This is a genomic window from Natronomonas moolapensis 8.8.11, from assembly GCF_000591055.1.
Classification (GTDB): Archaea; Halobacteriota; Halobacteria; order Halobacteriales; family Haloarculaceae; genus Natronomonas; species Natronomonas moolapensis.
Genome location: NC_020388.1, coordinates 1,638,644 through 1,655,240, shown reverse-complemented (window position 1 = coordinate 1,655,240; position 16,597 = coordinate 1,638,644). Strand labels below are relative to the sequence as shown.

The 16,597-nt window shown below is 62.0% G+C and carries 14 protein-coding genes; 4 read left to right on the top strand and 10 right to left on the bottom strand.

What is annotated here, in order from left to right; translation table 11 throughout:
• Nucleotides 1-8: 8 nt before the first annotated feature.
• Nucleotides 9-548 (bottom strand): hypothetical protein, encoded by a 540-nt coding sequence (locus NMLP_RS07950; RefSeq protein WP_015409601.1) that lies wholly within the window; start codon nt 546-548, stop codon nt 9-11.
• Nucleotides 549-836: 288 nt separating this feature from the next.
• Here NMLP_RS07950 and NMLP_RS07945 point away from each other — a divergent pair, with 288 nt between their 5' ends.
• Nucleotides 837-1,562 (top strand): hypothetical protein, encoded by a 726-nt coding sequence (locus NMLP_RS07945; RefSeq protein WP_015409600.1) that lies wholly within the window; start codon nt 837-839, stop codon nt 1,560-1,562.
• A 200-nt stretch (nt 1,563-1,762) separates the two neighbouring features.
• On the opposite strand, the gene NMLP_RS07940 is transcribed toward NMLP_RS07945, so the two are convergent.
• The 6 genes from NMLP_RS07940 to NMLP_RS07915 form a co-directional block, all read right to left on the bottom strand.
• Nucleotides 1,763-2,068 carry a hypothetical protein gene (locus NMLP_RS07940; RefSeq protein ID WP_015409599.1) on the bottom strand — a complete coding sequence of 102 codons (306 nt, stop codon included), beginning with the start codon at nt 2,066-2,068 and terminating at the stop codon, nt 1,763-1,765.
• 139 nt (nt 2,069-2,207) lie between these two features.
• Nucleotides 2,208-3,416: a phage NrS-1 polymerase family protein gene (locus NMLP_RS07935; protein WP_015409598.1), complete on the bottom strand. Its 1,209-nt coding sequence runs from the start codon at nt 3,414-3,416 to the stop codon at nt 2,208-2,210.
• Nucleotides 3,417-4,685: 1,269 nt separating this feature from the next.
• Nucleotides 4,686-8,162: an ATP-binding protein gene (locus NMLP_RS07930; protein ID WP_015409597.1), complete on the bottom strand. Its 3,477-nt coding sequence runs from the start codon at nt 8,160-8,162 to the stop codon at nt 4,686-4,688.
• Nucleotides 8,163-8,532: 370 nt separating this feature from the next.
• Complete coding sequence (gene hepT, locus NMLP_RS07925; RefSeq protein WP_015409596.1) at nt 8,533-8,976, bottom strand: type VII toxin-antitoxin system HepT family RNase toxin; 444 nt, start codon at nt 8,974-8,976, stop codon at nt 8,533-8,535.
• A complete protein-coding gene (gene mntA / locus NMLP_RS07920; protein WP_015409595.1) occupies nt 8,973-9,398 on the bottom strand; it encodes a type VII toxin-antitoxin system MntA family adenylyltransferase antitoxin in 426 nt (141 codons plus the stop codon). The genes hepT and mntA overlap by 4 nt, the downstream gene beginning before the upstream one ends.
• A 762-nt stretch (nt 9,399-10,160) precedes the next feature.
• Entirely contained in the window at nt 10,161-10,367 is a 207-nt protein-coding gene (locus NMLP_RS07915) for a cold-shock protein (protein WP_015409594.1), read from the bottom strand.
• A 762-nt stretch (nt 10,368-11,129) separates the two neighbouring features.
• Between NMLP_RS07915 and NMLP_RS07910 the strand changes: the two genes are divergently transcribed.
• Nucleotides 11,130-12,116, top strand: a complete 987-nt coding sequence (locus NMLP_RS07910; protein WP_015409593.1) for a transcription initiation factor IIB — start codon at nt 11,130-11,132, stop codon at nt 12,114-12,116.
• A gap of 445 nt (nt 12,117-12,561) precedes the next feature.
• Nucleotides 12,562-12,702, top strand: coding sequence for a hypothetical protein (locus tag NMLP_RS15430; RefSeq protein WP_160169587.1), 141 nt, complete (start codon nt 12,562-12,564; stop codon nt 12,700-12,702).
• A gap of 108 nt (nt 12,703-12,810) precedes the next feature.
• On the opposite strand, the gene NMLP_RS07905 is transcribed toward NMLP_RS15430, so the two are convergent.
• From NMLP_RS07905 to NMLP_RS07895, 3 genes are all read right to left on the bottom strand, one after another.
• Complete coding sequence (locus NMLP_RS07905) at nt 12,811-14,046, bottom strand: RNA-guided endonuclease InsQ/TnpB family protein (RefSeq protein WP_015409592.1); 1,236 nt, start codon at nt 14,044-14,046, stop codon at nt 12,811-12,813.
• A complete protein-coding gene (tnpA, locus tag NMLP_RS07900; protein WP_015409591.1) occupies nt 14,043-14,432 on the bottom strand; it encodes an IS200/IS605-like element ISNamo17 family transposase in 390 nt (129 codons plus the stop codon). The genes NMLP_RS07905 and tnpA overlap by 4 nt, the downstream gene beginning before the upstream one ends.
• Nucleotides 14,433-14,592: 160 nt before the next feature.
• Nucleotides 14,593-15,351 (bottom strand): hypothetical protein, encoded by a 759-nt coding sequence (locus NMLP_RS07895; protein WP_015409590.1) that lies wholly within the window; start codon nt 15,349-15,351, stop codon nt 14,593-14,595.
• Between the two features lie 121 nt (nt 15,352-15,472).
• On the opposite strand from NMLP_RS07895, the gene NMLP_RS07890 reads away from it, so the two are divergent.
• A complete protein-coding gene (locus NMLP_RS07890) occupies nt 15,473-16,588 on the top strand; it encodes a hypothetical protein (protein ID WP_015409589.1) in 1,116 nt (371 codons plus the stop codon).
• Nucleotides 16,589-16,597: the final 9 nt, after the last annotated feature.

Here is a 16,597-nt window from a genome sequence, read left to right as displayed (position 1 = left end):
CACCTTTGCTACCATCGATGGAATCGGTACACAACGGTGCTACCGGCGATAAACACAACCAGCCAGACCGTCATCGCGATCGCCATCTGTAGAAATTCGGGACGGGTGATCGATCCGTAACTGTTCGTCGGGTAGATTACCAGCGTCCCCCACATGAACCAAAACGGCAGCGTCAGTGCCGCCCAAGTGACCGTCATAATCGTCAGGAAGCCAGCGAGTCCCCAGCGCTTGATGTTGAAGATCTCCCCGAGGTGGCTCAAGACAGCCAACGCCTGATATCGCATCGGAACGACGATGTCGTCCGCTAATCTGTAGGCGATCCGCTTTTCGCCGTGTCGCTGGAGGACGCCATCATCGGCCAGGTCGTTCAAGTAGTTCCGGGTCTGTCCCTCCCCGACACCCAACTCCTCGCCGAGCGCGGCGTACACCTCCGCGACATCGAACCGGGTTCCCGGACGCTCTTGGAACCATTCCACGAGCCGTGCTTTCTTCCGACCTGTTGGTTTTGTTATGTCAAATCCCTGGATGACGTCCGTGGCATGTCGCATTACGACATCACCTGACGAAACGGCGTTTGAAATAGCTGAAATCGGATTGTAGATGTATACAATCCGGTTCACACATTAAACATCTCATCGATTCATCATCCCTGCGCATCCAGGGTAGCCTGCAATGCTCGGGCATTGCCAGTTGGGTAATCAGGAGCGCTGATTACAAGTGTTCGGGTCTGGGGACCTGGCTAGGGATGCACCCGTTCGCTTTCGCGTCGACAGCCGACGTGGGGTGGGCCCACCTTTTCGAACAGTCCACAGAACTGGGCTGGCAATCACTGACCAATGAACCACACAGAGATACTAATCAAAGGGGAGTTGCATACGTCCCGCGGTGATCTGGAGGAGGAACGGACACTGATCAAAGACGGTGTCGATCACCTCATTTTTGAAGGACCCGAACAGGAGAACTGGCAGTTCGGGTGGAGCCAAATTTGGTTTGGATGGGTATTAATGATATTTGAATTCCTCTTTGCTCGATCCCTCTACGTCGATAAGACGATCATCAAGGATCTAGCTGAGCTTCAAGACGTTGAGCCACAACCAACCCGCGAATCGAACGCTTCTATACTCGAGAACGCACATATCTTGGTTGAAATCGCCAGTGCGGGGTTGTTTTTTGTATTGTTTGCGACCGCTCTTATGATCGGATGGCTTGGACACGTTCTCCAGGGGTCACTGTGGCTTCTCGTGAGCTCGTTGTTCCCTCTACTCCTCGTACGGAGTCACGAATCACGTCGAGGGACTGTTGGGCGTGACATACGGATCGCTGAGATGATCGAGAAGGCAGCTGAAGACGGTGGCCGAGTCGTCGCAATTGTCGGGGCCGATCATGTCAACGGGATCGAGCGAGCTCTTCCCGATGATCTTGAGCCAGAGGTTAGATCCCCAGTTTATAATCGCCTCTCTCTACAACACCTCAAAGATCTGTTCTATCCGACTCTCGCGTCATTCAGCGTGCTGTACGTCATATACAGTGCGATGTTAGCGGCTGTATCGCTCTTCGTCTGAGCGATACCGGTAGCGGGATGACTGCAGTATCGGAAGCAATCAATAGGTTTGCTCTTCGGATCATCGTGACGTCGGTGAAATACTCACGAAGCGATCGAGCCTAGACTGTCTTCGCTATCTCGTTGACGCTGCCACGGTCTGTTGCACTAGGTGAGCAGCTCGAACCTCACGCCTCCCATCGTCCACCGTATCGAAACCGTTCAGCGACGGTCACGGACGCGATTGCTCGTCGTGACCTGGATGTCGAGTTTCTCGGTGCCACGGATCCACGAGAGGTACTCTCCGAGTTGTGTCGCCTCCCGCAGCGATTCGATGGTATCGTAGTCGTCTCGCAGTTCTTCGTTGGTGAAGACTGCGTGGATCTGCTTGTGGCACGGCCGACAGAGCATTACGGTCGGGCTCGTCGCTCGCTCCTCGGGGCGGAGGTGGTGTTCTTGGACGACCTGTGGATCGGCAATCCGCTCGTCCGAAATCACTCGCCGACACAATGCACACGTCGTCGGCATCGGTCGGTCATTGGTGATATGCACACAAAACAGTTCAGGTCGGTGTTCGTCTCTCCCCGGTCGCTCGGGCAAATTCAGCGCAGTGCTGGATATGGGTCACGACTTGCGACGGCTCATTCATGCAGAGCGTGACGGCCGATCACCGCCACGGGAGCCACGACTCACTCGTTGCACTCTCGCGTTCGGCCTCGAGTTCGGCTTCGAGTCCGCGCCGTCGCTCCCGCTCGGCGTCGAGTTCCGATTGCAGTCGTTCGGCTTCCTCGAGCGTCTCCTGCAGTTTCGTTTCGAGCTCCTCGATCCGTTCGAGGCGATCCGCCTCCCGGGCGCGAACGTTCTGAAGACCGGTATCGTTCGGCATCGATTGTCGCTCGCCGCCCGATTGATCCGTAGCGTCGGCCCCCGTTGTCGAAGCGTCACCCGACGGTTCGTAGAACTCGCTCGTCCCGGCGATGGCCCGTTCGGCCGTCTTCTCACCGTAGGTGCTGCCGTCGGCGAAGTGCCGTTCGTCCCACTTCTCGCGCATCAGCCCCGACTCGCGGAACAGTCGATCGAGTCGGGTCACGTCCCCGCTGGTCCAAAACGCCAACAGCGAACACAGCGCCATGTCGGCCTCCGAGTGGCTCTCGTAGCCGGCGGTGTTGCCGCGCCAAAGCCGGCTGAACTTCTCGCCGTTCGCCGCGTTCTTCGCACGCTCGAGGAGGTCCGCATCCGAGAGCGAGGCCGACGTCGGGGGCGGTCGAGATCTCTCGTCAACGCCGTTCGTGTCGCTCTCACTCGAGGGTGACTTGGCGCCGTCGTCCGCCGGAGAGACGTACTCGCGATGGATCGCGTGGAGCGATCGTGTACGCTCGTTGATAGTCGTTGGCGTCCCATCGACGTGGTCGCCAGTGACGGTGAAGAACCGCGCCGTCTCGTACAACTCGACGTCGTCCTTCCGGTTGCGGCCCTCCGGAAGCGCCCCCTTGACGAGGACGTGATAGCCCGTTCCGGAGGGGCTGATCTCGGTGAACGAGTCCAAGCGATCGACGATGTCACTCGCCCACTGGCGAGTCTTCCCGGTTTCCGGAATACGACAATCGTCCAGATCCACGCCGACGATCGGGTCGTCATCGGTGAACACGAACCCGACGCCAGTGGCGTCCGTAGTGGGTGAAGTAGCCCGGTCGCGAGCCGTCTCGAAGGTCCCCCAGGTGGCTGGATCGGTCGTCGAGGCGAACTCCCCCGACGCGGGGTCAGTGGGAATTTTTGTCATTTTCCCGTCACGCTCTTCGGCCCGCCAACAGAGCCACTGCCCACGAGCGAGGAGCGTGTTCGGGAGCTCGGATTCGGTCGGGATCGGCTCGGACATCGGCTGTTGGTTTCTTCTCATACGGGGTGAATAAAACTGTTCGGGCCGACTCGCCGGCCCAGGCTGTTGAGCGAAATCCAACAACGGCTCAAAATCGAGTTTGTGCTTTAGATGGTCTGAGACACTCTGTTTCGGGACGTAACAATCGGGATTTCTCCCGCAAGGTGGGCTGTTTTCGCGTGTTGTTGCCCTGATTTCGCGCGATCCAGCCATATTCGAGCGTTCGAAGCCCCGTTCGACACCCCCATCGTTTCCGGTGGAACGGCAAATACGGGCCTCAAACGGCCAATATACGGGAAATAGCGTCGGTCGTACCCAACCGTCTCAGAATCGGTACGTGCCGGGAGATTCCAAAACCTGAAAACCCCCAACAATGCCGTGTTACTGCTGTTTTTTGTCTGTTTTCCAATTTCGTGATGGGTGCATTCAGGCGCCTCGCCCCGGCATCGCCGTCGACCTCATGTTCAAAATCGTACTATACAGCGTCTCTCAGCGGTGTTTACAGCCAGCTTCGGGGACGTAGAAGGACGGTTTCGACTCGAGTACGATAGCGCCACCACTACCGCGTCGAACACCCAGACACACTGAGGGAGCCGAGCTGATTGTTACGTCCCGAAACGGCTCTCGAGAGGACCTAACAACTCGAATTCGGTCTCTGACGGGATGTTACATTTTGGGGGAACAACACCGGTTGACCGAGGACGTTTTTGCCAATCGACGCCCGGCAGCGAGTGCAGACGGGACTGCGCCCCCGTCCCGAGCTCCGATCGGCGAACGGTTCCAACGGCACGGCGACGACGCCGTCGTCGAGCGCTCGTATGCCAACGCCGTTACACATACGTATCAAGTGTGATAGTATTGGAGTGGGTCGGCCGCCGGCATCATCGCCGGTGTGTCATCCCGAGTCGAACCGACCCACCGACCGGAGCGAACACGGACGTCGAGCGCGCGCCCCGATGCCGAGCATCGGTTGACGATCGTCCACCGGGTGGTCCGGGACTCGAGTCAAACTGTGGGTCGTCAGCGGCGCACGTGCCGAGGGGGTTCGACGAACGGTTCGAACACGGTTCGCGGGGAATGTCACTCGAGCAACTGGGATCGCATCCGTCCATCGCCCGACCTATCGCTCCGACTCGACCGATACGACCGGTGGGGGGTCCGTCGTCTGCATGAGTCGTTCGTGTCAGTAAACGTACGTACTGCGGCGATCGAACTCGCCTCGTAGATCGACACCGGTCAAACAGTATGATCCGGTGAGTCACCGTCCGCTCACTCGTCGTCCAACACCGAATCGCGCAGGTAACTGAACGTGTGCATCTCGGTCAGCCCGGGGGTATCGATAGTGAACAGACGTGTCGCCGTCGTTCGACTGTAGGTCTTTTCGACTCGCGGGTCGCCCTCGCCCGGCTCGTTCAGCGCCTCGAGGACGTCGTGGCCGCCATCGCGGTTCTCGACGATCCAGATCGCCGCCTCGGGCTCGTGGCGGGCCATCTTGTCGTAGTCCTCCGGCACCGCCCGCAACGTGTCGTGATTCGACCGCTCGGCCTCCACCGCCACCACGACCTCGCCGTCGGCATCGAGCCCCGCGACGTCCAGGCGGCCGTCCGCGACGTCGTGATAGGGGCTGACCTCGACGGCCGCCGAGTCGTCGCTCTCGACGAACGCTGCCTGGACGTACCGTCTACCCAACTCGACCATCGCGACGTGAAGGCTCGACTCGCTCAGATCGCCCGCGCCGTCGCCGTGGGCGACGCCCTCCCGGTGGCGGATCTTCGCCGCCGCCCGGCCCTCGGGCGTCACCGTGTACAGGACGTGCGGGTGCGTACAGTCCTTCGCGAGCAACCCGTCCTCGAGTAACCGCTCGATCTCGTCCGTTCCGACGCCGACGTACTCGCGTAACCGCACCATGCTGTCGTTCAGGAGGTCGTACTCCAGCTCCGGATCGAAGCGCCGTTGATGGGCCGCATACACCGCCTGCAGGAACCGCAACTGCGCGTCCGAATAGCGGCTCTGAGCCCGCTCGTCGGCCGAGAGCTTCAGACTCACCGAACAGACCGGGACGTCGTCGCGGTCCACGCTCTCGAGGCTGTGACAGCACTCGATGGCTCGCTTCAGTCCCGCCCGCGTCGGATCGTACCGGGAGTCACACGAGTCACACACCACCGCGTGGCGCGCCCCATCGTAGCTGACACACGCCGGCATCCGCTTCGTGTGCGCCAACAGCGAGCCGGGCGGGCTCTGCGCCTCGGCCGGCGAGGGATCGGCCTCAGCGGCCGCTGTGGCCGCCGCATTCGCGTCCGTATCTGCTTTCGTCTCCGTCTCCGTTCCAGTGTCGGGGCGGTAGAACCGACTCACCGTCAGGTCCAACCCACACTCGAGTCGCGTCCGGTCGCGGACGGCGTCGAAGGCCGCCTCGAAGGCCGTGCGTCGCGCCCCCGACAGCGATTCGTCGCTTTCGTGGTGGCCCGCCGGAATCGGCGCACTCTCGACCAGAAACGGCCGGGGCTCGGAGGTGCCGAACTCGGAGGGCAGCGAGACGAACCACTGCCCGCGCCGCAACGCCCGCAGCCGATTCGCCACCTCGTTTGGGGGCATCGACTCCGTCGCCAACCGTCGCTTCAGGTCCGCGTCCACAGAGACGTTGCCCGTGACAACCGTCGAGACGTTGTTCAACACCTCCGCGTACGCCTCCGCGTCCGACTGCCGCAGCTGGGCGGGAAACTGCATCGCCAGCGTCACGGAGAGCTCGAACGCCCGCGACTGGGCGAGCAGTTCCGTGACCAGCCCGGACGACGCCACCGTTGCGGCCTCCTCGAGATAGAGGTTTACCAGCGCGTGGTCGCCATCGTGAGTAGAACTCCGCTGTCGCCGTCGCAGCGCCGTCCACAACTGCGACAACAGCGCAAGCGTGACGACGCGGCGGCTCTCCCGGCGCAACCCGCCCGTATCGAGCAACACGACGGCGTCCTCGTCGACGACGTCGCGCAACTCGAAGTGCGGATCGTCGCCCTCGGGAACGTGGTTGAACAGCTGCCCGAGGCGGTCGTCGAGGGGGATCTTCTCGATGCGGTTGGCGACGCCCTGCATCAACTCGTCGAAGGAGCGTTTGCTGTTGGCGGCGACGCCGGCGAGCATCCGCCGGAGTTCGGGATCGACGACCGGCGGTGCGTCACGTGTGTCTCGCATCCGGGTCGCGGCGGCCTGGAGTTCGCTGTGGGCGAACGCGTCGTCGCCGTGGACGGGATCGAACATCGCCTTGACGAGATAGCGGATGATGTCGGGCGAGCGTACCGCCCGTTCGAATCGCTCTCGGCCCATCACGCCGATCAACATCTCGATGTAATGGTCGGTGACGTCCTCGACGGCCGTCGTGCGGTCGATGCCGTCGGCGAGTTGCTCGCGAATGTCGAAAAACGAGAGGGCGGGCAGCGTCTCCGCGCAGTCGAAGTAGTAGACGTCCTCGAGGTCGCCGTGGCGGGCGTAGTGGGCTTTGAGATACTCGGCGGGCATGCCGTCGCCCTTGGGGTCGATCAGAATGTCGGCGCCCGCCGTGGCCTCGTGATTCTCGAGGATGGCGTTGATGAGGGAGGTGGACTTCCCGGAGCCGGTTTTGCCGAACCACGCCGCGTGAAGGGTCTGCAGGGAGGGCGGGAGGCGGACGGGCGCGTCAGCGGCGGTATCGTCGCCGGTGAGCGGGTAGCCCACTAACATGCCCGAGTCGTACTGGGCGAGCAAGGCGTCGTCGGGGCGGGGCACTGCGGTGCGTTCCTCGGGCGTGGCTTCGAGGGCGCGTCGGCCGCGGGCGGTGAGGGCGTCGCCGTCGACGAGACAGAGGTTCGGCGCGGTGTGGGCGTCGGCGACGAGTTCGGGGGCGGTGTTGGCGGTGATCGGCAGGCGGGCTTTCAGGCGGTCGAACAACGAGGGCTCCTCGGGGCGTGTGCCCGCCTCGATGGCGTCGGCGAGGCGGCCGACGCGCTCTTCGCTCCGTCGGACGACGGGGTGGACGTGATAGAAGGGACCGTCGGCGGGGCGGAGTGCAGTCCCGAACTCCTCGAGGGTGGCCTCGGCGCCGTCGCCGGAAGCGACCGCTCGAGCGCAGACGGCAAACGAGCGGCCGGGGTCGGTGGCCTGTATCGAGCGGATGCGGCGTTGGTGGGCGGGATCGGCGTCCTCGACGTCGGGATCGACCGTGTACTCGTCGAGAAGGAAGTCGAAGAAGCGCTGGGCGGGCGTGTCGCGGTTACGTGTGAGTCGGTCGATGCGGAGCGAGGCGTCGGCTCCCCAGTCGGGTTTGGGCGCGAGCAGGGCCTGATAGTGGACAGTGGCGTCGGCGTCGGCGAGCGCGTCGACGGCGGCGGCGAGGGGGAACTGGGTGTGGGTCCCGTCGCCGTCAGTGACGGGCTGGAGTCGGGTCTGCCAGTCCTCGCGACGCTCGCCGCGGCCGCGGAGTTCGAGGGCGGCCGTCGGCTCCGCGGGGAGTTCGGGCGGCGTCTCACGATCAAGTTGGGTGCCCTCGGGGAAGATACTCCGGAGAGTGTGTTCGACGGTGGCGGCGTGCGTGCCGGCGGTGCCGACGTAGTAGGCGATCTGTCCCTCGGTGGCGACGAGGCGGACGTCGAGTCGGACGTCGTATCCGAGCGAGTGCAGGCGGCTGAAGGCGGCCTCGAGGCGGGCGGCGTCCAGCGGGTCGGTGTCGAGGGTGACCCGAAGGTACGTGTCGACGTCGGTCGCATATCGCTTTGGCATATACTGATAGTATGTAAAATGTGGTGCGAATACGGCCGTATAGTTTCGAGAGTCGTTACAGAATTCGATTCGAAAACAGCATCTGAGTGTTCGTATTCGGCGGATCCATCTCTGAGCAGTTCCAGACGACCGTTGTCAACTCTCGGGATGTGGCTCGTCGGAACGGTGATAGAGGTGTGTCAGAGCGGTCTGACAGCAGCTCCGAAGCGAACGATAGCACCGGAAAGAGGATGGGGAAATGAGTGGGCGCGGCTCTGTCTCGGACGCCGTTAGAAAAGTCCGGACTCCAAGGGATTCACAGAGACGCAAGGAAAGCCCACGGCTTTAGCCGTGGGCGGAATCCGACCCCGACACAACACGCCGAATACGTTCAAAGTGCCCCGGTGTCGTCGAGATACGCCCGCACGTCGTGGAGAAAATCCCGGTAGCGTTCGAGGCTTTGCAGCGCGGCGTACACGTCGTCGTGGTCAATGGCGTCCCCGTACGTGTGTGCGAGGACGTTCCGAAAGCGGGCTGCCTGCACCATCTCTTTGGTAGTCGTACGGTTGAGAACGCCGACTTCGTCTAGTGCAAGCATCGTCGCCGGGTTACTCTTCGGGGGTGAACCGCGTTCGTGAACGACGAGCGTCCGAGCGATGTCGAGCGTGGCCTCAGTCACCTTGACAAACCGTCGCTCGACCACGTCTCGGGTCTCTCGGTCAGCCCGATAGGACTCGCGGGACAGCGACTGCTTTGCCGCGAGGACTGACAGGCTCTCTTCGATTGTTTCGGCCGCGCTCACGATCCGTTCGATATCGTCGTCGGAGATCTTCATGCAAGATGGTCGTCGATGGCGGCGAGTGCGTGGTCGAGGCGCTCGGCCGGTGACCGCAACTTCTCGTCGGCGTCCTCAAGCAGTGCGTCGTGGAGCCAACGTGCCTCGGCTTCGGTACCGACGAGACGGTCGCCGTCACGAAAGACCGCGCGAACGAGTGCTGGAGACGCTGCCCGGAGGTCGATCACGTCGACATCGTCGGTTCCAAGCGCGAGGGCGAGGTCTGCCCCGAGTGACAGGCGTGAGTCTAGGCTCCCGGATCCACCGGCTTCGAAGGCGACAGCGACGTCGATGTCGCTTCGGTCGTGGCTCTCGCCGCGTGCCCGGGAGCCGAAGAGGAACGCTACGCTGACCGGATGGTCCGCCAGCGTCTCGGCCACGGTGTCGCGGATCGACCGGTCGTCGCGGCTGGGTGCGTCCATACGCTTCGATAGGCGGATAGCTGTCAAAAGCGTTCGGTGGCGAATCGCGGACGTTCCGGACAGTTCCAGTACTTCCGCTATCCCTTGGGTTCCTGTTTGTGATTGATCGCGGTATTGCTCCGTCGTGTGTGTCCCGGACCGCCAAGATGCGAGTGAGAGTGAGACGATGCCAGGGGTGTTCACCACCTCGGATCACCCGGCAACCGTGTGGATGCGCCCTCTTTGATTTCGTCTGGAAGGCCAACAAGCGCAATGTTTGGCTGGTCATGGACGATCTCACGATGGAGCACGGCCGATCGATTCGGTCACCAAACGATTCGACCGTGGTCGAAGTTGAGTAACGCGATCCAAACTGACGCGTCCTCCCGCGCCCGCACCGCACGTCGTCGGGCCGGTCCTCCCTGCGGTCGTCCCTCTTGCGGTCGGGCTTCCGCGCTTCTACAGCCGATTGGTTCGTATTAGTATTTAAACAACGGCGCGTATATTGGCAAGGTGTCACCTCGGGTCGCTGTGGAACCTGAGTACGTTCACTGACCCGACACCGGCTGGGTGAACGACTCCCACCGCGAGGGTTGGGGCTTCGGTTCGGGTCTCTCAGTGTGATATATCGCCTCGAAGACCAACTCATTCCGGAGTCGCTTGGTAACGCTGACGACGGATCGGAGTTCACTCTCTCGTTAGGTCACGGTGGTCAAGACGTCGAAGCGGACTGAAAAGTCGGAATCGGTGTCTGTCGGTGTGAGCGACAGGTGTATACCGGTGTTACTGTCGAACGACGTTCGCCGCGCGGGGGCCCTTGGGTGAGGACTCGATGTCGAACTCGACATCGGTGCCCTCCTCGAGGTCCGGACCACCGACGTCCTCCATGTGGAAGAACACGTCTTCGTCGTCGTCGAGGTCGCCGTCGTCTGTCGAAATGAAACCGTAGCCGCCCGTATCGTTGAAGAAGTCAACCGTACCGTTTGCCATTACATACAGATAGAGTGTGCAACGTGGGATAACCCTTCCGAGGGTCGCGGTACCAGGGCACTTCAGGCTGTGTTGAGCCCTCCTAGCCGGTGCCAGCGGCGCGTGTGACGCCGCACGCTCCGTCCCCGCCAGCCCGTTGCCTCGCCCCCCTCCCCTCGCGCGTCCTCGAGTCCACCGGCGACGATCGATTCCTCGCGCGCCGGAGGCCGCAAGCGAGCCGAGCTGTGGCGGCCGCTGTCTAACTCCCGCCCACGGCACGCCGCCCTCGCCACTCGGACCGACGCCCGCTTCCGGCCCCGCTGCGGCGTTCGCTCGCGCTCACGCCGGTCGGGCCCGGTCGCGGTCGCTCGCGACCGACCAGTCCGGGCGTGCGGGCGCTCTCCGCACTGCCCGCGCCCGTTCCGGGCGTCTGGTCTCGACGCCAGCGGGTAAGCGCGGGGGGTTGCGCGCCGTGGGTGCTCACCCCGCCACGCTTACTCCGCTGGACGCTCGCGTCGGTCCTCGTGATCGGGCGCTCTCCACACCGCGAGCGCCCGAGCCCCGACTCGTGGGGGCTCCCTGCGGTCGCCCCCCTCGCCGGGGCGGCGCGGGCGGCTGGCTGTGTCCCGAGGCTGACGCGCCCTCGCTCGCGCCCAAGGGCGCTCGCGAAGGCGCGAGCGAGGGCGCGACGTGACTGGTCGGGTGATGCAGAGAAATCCGCGATGGTGTGACATCGCGGTTTCGGACGCCGTGGTTGGCGCCTTCAGGAACCTGTGAGTTCCAATGTACGATACGAACGTAACAGCAAATAAGGATTCGGTCGAACAGCGCGGTGAACAGGCGGCGGCGCGGAGCGGGCGGACGGACGGTGCGTACGAGCGTGGCTTCGACGAGGACGTCGAACAGAACGACGCCAACACGTGCCCCGAATGTGGCGGTCGGGTGACAGCGAACGTCGACGAGACGGTGTGTGACGACTGTGGTCTCGTGATCGACGAAAACAAGATCGACCGCGGGCCCCAGTGGACGGTCGACGACGAGGGGAACGCGGCGGGGCGACACGTCGGGCGGCCGAACACGGTGGAACGACACGATCGCGGGATCGGGACGGACATCGGGTACTCGCCAAACGGGTCCGAGTCGAGCGTCGATTCGAAGAAGCGCTCACGATTGCACCGACTGCGTCGCGAGCACCGACGCGCGAAGTTCGACTCGAAGGCCGAACGCAACCGGATGAAAGGCTTCCTCGAAATCCGGCGGATGGCGGGGGCGCTGGGCGTGCCGAAGAGCACCCGAGCGCAGGCGTGTCAGCTGTTCCGGACGGCCCAAGACGAGGGGCTGTTGTGCGGGCGATCGATCGAGGCGATCGCGGCCGGAGTGCTGTATGCAGTCTGTCGGATCAACGAACACCCGCGGACGATAGCGGAACTCGCCTCGGTGGCGGTGGTGTCGGCAACGCGGATCGAGAACGGCTACACGGTGTGCAATCGGGAGCTGGGGCTGCCGGTGCCACCGCTGGCCCCGGAGGCGTACCTGCCGAAGGTGGCCTCCGAGGTCGACGCCAGCCGAAGGACGCAGCGTCGCGCCCGAGAGCGGCTCGAGGCGGCCGAGACGGTGGCGACCGGGGGCGTCCACCCCGGTGGGGTCGCGGCCGGGGCGCTGTACCTGGCCGGTCGGGAGACAGGCGAGCGAGTGACCCAGGGCGAACTCGCGGAGGCGGCGGACGTCTCGCGAGCGACCGTCCGGGCGCGATTCCAGGAGCTCGAGTAGCGGGAGCCGAGCCCCCTTTTTTGCTGGTGGGAATCGGGGGCCTCGCTTGTGGGGGGAGAAATCGAGGGCGTCGGTGTGGGCGAACCGAGGGGCGTCGTGGCGGATCGCCCGGGGCCGGTCGTGGAAGCCGTTCGAAGCCGGGTCGCGTCCTGTCGGCGGTGCTTTCTGGTGCGGTCGACACGCGGGACAGACGTTCTGTTTTGAGGGCACTCGCGATCGGGCGTACCGATACGGAGTTCGGAACGGGCGGCTGTGACGATTCGTGTGTGATGGGCCGGCCGTATCGGGGCAGTTCGAGGGCTGCGTGAGCTATCCGGCGTCGCGCTTCATTCGACCACCACCCACCAACCGCCGCCCCACCCTCCGCTCCGTGCTCGCTCTCACTGTCGCTCGCGTGCGCGCGCAGCCACGACCGTACGTCGAAAAGGCGGGATTTTTGTTAGAAATGGACTTTCGCGATCGCCGCCGGATCGTCGCGTCACACGTGGTCGAGTTAGAGATCGATCATATCCTCACCTGCGACCGACACTACAACGCCTTCGACGTGACGACGCTCCCCTATCGGAGACCCGAGTGGGCGCTATGAGTGAACAGATCCTTACTGCTGAACGTTGTTGGTGTCTTGACCTCCTCCCGCGCCTGAAGACGCGGGAATCCCACCACGGGATTTCAGGCCGGTCGTGGCCCTATGGTTTCAAGACGCATACGTCCCAAGCGTCTCTTGGTTGGTAGCATCGGCTTGGGTGTCTTGTGGGGCGGTCAAACGCCCCCCATCCTCAGCCGAGTCATCGCCATCCGTGTGTTCTCTTGAATGGCTCTCACCGCTGAGGTAGCGGTCTGCGATATTTATCGCGCCGTTCACGTCCGCTTGGTACTCGCCCATCCAGCAAGCGTCGTTCGTACACTTGAACGTCGCCTGTCGCGAGCGATACCCCACTTCACCGCAAGCGTGGCACTCTTTCGACGTGTTGCGCGGGTTCACCGTCTCGACGGGGATGCCCTTCTCGACGGCCTTGTAGCGTATCTGCGCGTGGAGTTTGGCGAATCCCCATCCGTGGAGACGCCGATTCATGAAGTCACCGTAGTCCATCGACTCCCGTATGTGCGTCAGGTCTTCCAGAACAAGAACGGGATTCTCGACGGACTCAGCGTACTCCACGACCTCGCGGGTAACACGGTGGAACACGTCGTCTATCTGGTTCCATATATCGTCCCCGAAGGACTCTGCGATACGGTCACTTCCGCGCGTCTGGAGTCGGCGCTTGGCGGTGAAGTAGGTCTTGCGGAGCCGACGGACGGTCTTGCCTTCGTCGGCCCACAGTTCGGGCGCGGTCGGAGATCCGTGGTCGTCGCGGTGACACACCGTGACGAGTGACGCTTCCCCGATGTCTACTCCGATGGGCGTCCGTTCTTCGGCGGACCCCTCGGAGCGTTCCTCTACGTCGCGGGTGGCGGTGACGTGGAGATACCATTTTCCGTCCCGCTCGAACAGCCGACTCTCGCCCATCGTGGCGTCTCCCGCGTTTAACGCTTCCAACCACTCGCGCTGTTCAGGGTTCGGTTGGGCGGGCATCCAGAGGTGGTAGTCCTCGTGGTGCGGGATTTTGACGTACCACTCGATAGCGTTCTCGGGCTTGTGGTCGAGCCGTAGCCCTTCGTTCGTGAAGCGGACGGGGTGGTCGTCGTGAAGTTCGCCCGCGTTGTACGTCGTCGTGAGTTGCGGGACGTACTTCTTGAGCGCGTTCTTCGCGTACCCGCTCAGGTCGTAGTTGACCACCACGTCGTTCGCTTCGGTCTGCGTGGTACACCCAGCGTCGAAGGCGTCTTGGAGGGCGTTCTGGTACGCCTCTCGCGTCTCACGAAGTTTCCTCCGCTTGTGGGCGTTCGGGTCCACAAGTTTGAGTTCCAGCGTCTTCGTGAGTTCGGTCACGAATCGCCCTCCTTGTGTTGCCGGATGTAGTTCTCGACAGTCTCACTCGAAACGTGCCCGGCGGTCCCTGCGTAGTATCCTCGCGCCCATCCGATTTTCTCGCCGTCGTGGTCGGCGTATCGGTGGTTGTACTTGCGCGAGGAGATGCCCTTGAACCAATTGGCGAGTAGTGCCGGTTCGTTCTTGGGTGGGCTACTGACGAACAGGTGAACGTGGTCGGGCTGTACGGTGAGGTCGAGTATTTCGACGCCTTTGTCGTCGGCTATTTCATAGAGGATGGACCTGACACGACTGGCGACCCCGTTGACGAGTACCGACTGTCGGTACTTCGGCAACCACACTATGTGGTAGTTGAGGTTGTAGGTCGCGTGCCGTGTGGTCTTCATCTGTGTTGTACACTATGGCCCGTTGTCTGCTTAATACTACCGATAGAACGGTGGGAAATCCAGCCGTGGCGTCATCGGCGGGTGTGTAGGCTATGGTCCGCTTGACCCCCGCCTAAAGACGGGGGTATGCGCTCGTAACTTTATCATCACTGATCCAGTACTACGGAACTTCATTTAGGACATCGCGTAGACCATCTGGGTTGGACCAAGCGAAGCATCGATTGTGAAGTTCGAAGAGGCGGAATTCGTTGAGATGCACCCAACTGTATGAAACTGGGGCGTCTTCGCTGTCGTCTCTATCTTCAAGTCGCTCTATGATGTCTGATGTCGAAAGATCGATATCGTTCTTGTTCGCCGCTGTGATGAGTGAGTCCAGTTCTTCTTCGGTGGTAGCTTCGTCGAGATCGTCGTTGAAGTAGATCGTGGCGGCAGCGGCGATGACGTCTGCTTCGGTGTTGAGGTTCTGTTCGGTCATCCACGCGTAGTCCCGCGGTAGCACGTAGGATTTGTCGAAGTATGGTGTCGTGCTGATCTTTCCGAGTTCGGTGATTTCGCCGCCGGCGTCCTGTTCATACACGGCGACAATGGTGTCGGCGTGCGCAGCGAGGAGTGTGAATCGGATGCGGAAGACAGGGAGCCGATCAATATCCAATTCTGGGAGATCGCCCATCAGGAACGGGTATGTACCGAGTCGCTTGTCTAGTTCGTTCTGGACGATTCGGAGCCGTCGAATGTAGGGCTCGCGGTAGCTGCCGAGGATGAAATACGAATCTTCGGGAGTGTGGAGGTGTGGAAGTTCTTGGTTGGCGAACCCCAGTATGTCCGATGTTTCGTGAGGTTCTAATTCGAGACCTTGGAGCGCATCGTTCACGCTCTCCATGATCTCCGCTGCATTTGGAGGCGGGCCGGGGTCAGCCATGCTGTGTGCTCCTCGGGGACTGAATAAATAGGTTGCTAACTAATATGGCTAATACGCCGGTTAACCACACCAGTTGACCCAAAGTATTATTCGCATCGCCAAGGTACTCTCAAGTGAGATCATGAGTGATGCGCCTGCCGCGGAGGGTGGCGGCCCGTTCGAAGAACAGCGGCAGATCTACGACCTGCTCTCCCAGGAGACGCGACACTTGATTCTGCAGTTCATCCTTGGCCACCCAGAGCATCTCCCCTCACTTGATGAGTTGGCGTACATGATGCCGAAGAACAAGGCCGCGATCCGGGATCAGCTGGAGGTTCTCAGTGACAACAATATTATTGACTGTTATCGGTACCCGCCGAATGAGGATGCGCGCGATCTCCCCAGTCAGTTCTACGGCCTGACTGAACACGGTGTGGAGATTCTCTACGAGTACAAGTATCTCCGTGGGCTTCCGGTCGCGCGTGCACTCTACGATAACACGCGCCTGTCGGAGAAAGCCAAGCGGCACCGTGACGCGCCGCGTCCAGAACTGCCAGACACAGTCAGGAACGCGCTCACGATTGACGAGGAAGACGACACAGAGTTTGACCGCTTGGAGCGGTATATCCGGGAACGAAAGGGGAACACGCACAGCGTTGCCGACCAGGTAGCCGTCGCAAAAGCGTTCTACAAGGCAGGAATCGACTCCAAGGAAGAGGGTATCAAACGAGCAGAGATGGTTGACTCGCTTGATGTCGATATCGAGTACCAACCGAGGACGGTACTTAGTCATCTCGTGGATATCGGGATCCTTGCGCAGACAGCGCCACCCGGGCCGGACGTCTTTACGATTAGCGAGCGGCTTGATGACATCGTGAACGGGCAAGTGACTGAGGAAGCTGAAGCGAATCTGAAGGCCCTCATCGCGCATATCGACGATGAGCTGCAGGTCACGGCGCTTTCTGAGGATGCTGCGGAGCGAGATGGGCCGCAAGCCCGTGCCTCAGCACCGTCTGTCGCCGTCGCTGACGATGCTGGGCGGACAATCCGAAGTATCCTCGCTGCAGAGTTCGGTATCGAACCAGAGCAAGTCATTGACTTTCTGCGTTCCGGCGACCCAGTGGACCGACTCAATACAGCTGTCGAAGCGATTGAGTCCTCTGAAGAGGTCACGAAATCGGAAAACTACGGGCAGATCGTATTTGTCAGCCCAGCATATCGCTACCGACTGACCGAGCAGGCGATGGAGCTCGTGTAGTCCCCTCGG

Coding starts and splice junctions, on each gene's coding strand:
- NMLP_RS07930 (WP_015409597.1), bottom strand. CDS start 8,162: ATGCCAAAGCGATATGCGACCGACGTCGACACGTACCTTCGGGTCACC.
- NMLP_RS07895 (WP_015409590.1), bottom strand. CDS start 15,351: ATGGCTGACCCCGGCCCGCCTCCAAATGCAGCGGAGATCATGGAGAGC.
- mntA (WP_015409595.1), bottom strand. CDS start 9,398: ATGGACGCACCCAGCCGCGACGACCGGTCGATCCGCGACACCGTGGCC.
- NMLP_RS07940 (WP_015409599.1), bottom strand. CDS start 2,068: ATGCCGACGACGTGTGCATTGTGTCGGCGAGTGATTTCGGACGAGCGG.
- tnpA (WP_015409591.1), bottom strand. CDS start 14,432: ATGAAGACCACACGGCACGCGACCTACAACCTCAACTACCACATAGTG.
- NMLP_RS07915 (WP_015409594.1), bottom strand. CDS start 10,367: ATGGCAAACGGTACGGTTGACTTCTTCAACGATACGGGCGGCTACGGT.
- hepT (WP_015409596.1), bottom strand. CDS start 8,976: ATGAAGATCTCCGACGACGATATCGAACGGATCGTGAGCGCGGCCGAA.
- NMLP_RS07910 (WP_015409593.1), top strand. CDS start 11,130: ATGTACGATACGAACGTAACAGCAAATAAGGATTCGGTCGAACAGCGC.
- NMLP_RS07890 (WP_015409589.1), top strand. CDS start 15,473: ATGAGTGATGCGCCTGCCGCGGAGGGTGGCGGCCCGTTCGAAGAACAG.
- NMLP_RS07935 (WP_015409598.1), bottom strand. CDS start 3,416: ATGTCCGAGCCGATCCCGACCGAATCCGAGCTCCCGAACACGCTCCTC.
- NMLP_RS07945 (WP_015409600.1), top strand. CDS start 837: ATGAACCACACAGAGATACTAATCAAAGGGGAGTTGCATACGTCCCGC.
- NMLP_RS07950 (WP_015409601.1), bottom strand. CDS start 548: ATGCGACATGCCACGGACGTCATCCAGGGATTTGACATAACAAAACCA.
- NMLP_RS15430 (WP_160169587.1), top strand. CDS start 12,562: ATGGACTTTCGCGATCGCCGCCGGATCGTCGCGTCACACGTGGTCGAG.